At 49.2% G+C, this 969-nt stretch carries 1 tRNA gene and 2 rRNA genes; all 3 read left to right on the top strand.

What is annotated here, in order from left to right:
• A 16S ribosomal RNA gene (locus NYE85_RS00015) occupies positions 1 to 72 on the top strand; the annotation flags it as partial.
• A gap of 203 nt (positions 73 to 275) precedes the next feature.
• Positions 276 to 351 (top strand) — tRNA-Glu (locus NYE85_RS00010).
• Positions 352 to 716: 365 nt separating this feature from the next.
• Positions 717 to 969, top strand: a 23S ribosomal RNA gene (locus tag NYE85_RS00005); the annotation flags it as partial.

Below are 969 nucleotides of genomic sequence, written 5' to 3'. Positions count from 1 at the left end.
TTGTGATTCATGACTGGGGTGAAGTCGTAACAAGGTAACCGTAGGGGAACCTGCGGTTGGATCACCTCCTTACCTAACGATATTCGATTGTGCAGTGTCCACACAGATTGTCTGATGAAAAGTAACGAGCAAACAAAACCTTGTGGTATGGGTAAGTGCCGGGAAGTTTGTGACTGTCCAGTGCAGTGACAAACAACGATGGCGCTCGATTTTTATGAAAAAATCTCACCTTTACCCGAAATTATCGAATCGCTGATTCGATAAGCAAATTTCGGGTCCCCATCGTCTAGAGGCCTAGGACACTGCCCTTTCACGGCTGTAACAGGGGTTCGAATCCCCTTGGGGACGCCATCCGATAATGAGTGAAAGACATTATCAGCGGTTCGCAAAAACCGAAAATAACTTAAAGATGACTTTAACAAGTCGTGTTTAAGATATTGCTCTTTAACAATCTGGAACAAGCTGAAAATTGAAACATGACGGCTGAAACTTGTCCCCCGTGCAGTATCGGGATGAGGAGTAACCTGTCATAGAGTCTCTCAAATTTTTTGCAATCTGAAGTTCTCTTTATGAGGGCTGAGCGAGCAGCACAAAGCCAAGGCGCCCAGCGCGGAGGAGGCGGAGTGGACACAACGTCCATGAGCATTCCGAGCACTGCGTAACGCGGGATTTGTGTGGCGCAGCCAGACCGAGAAGGAAACACCTTCGGGTTGTGAGGTTAAGTGACTAAGCGTACACGGTGGATGCCTAGGCAGTCAGAGGCGATGAAGGGCGTGTACCCCGAGGAAAAGAAATCAACCGAGATTCCCCCAGTAGCGGCGAGCGAACGGGGAGGAGCCCAGAACCTGAATCAGTTCTTGTGTTAGTGGAAGCGTCTGGAAAGTCGCGCAGCAAAGGGTGATAGCCCCGTACACTAAAATACATTAACTGTGAGTTCGATGAGTAGGGCGGGACACGTGACATCCTGTC

This window comes from Serratia sp. AKBS12 (assembly GCF_024793895.1).
Classification (GTDB): domain Bacteria; phylum Pseudomonadota; class Gammaproteobacteria; order Enterobacterales; family Enterobacteriaceae; genus Serratia_F.
The sequence above is the reverse complement of the archived record's forward strand: the minus strand, read 5'-3'. Positions and strand labels throughout refer to the sequence as shown.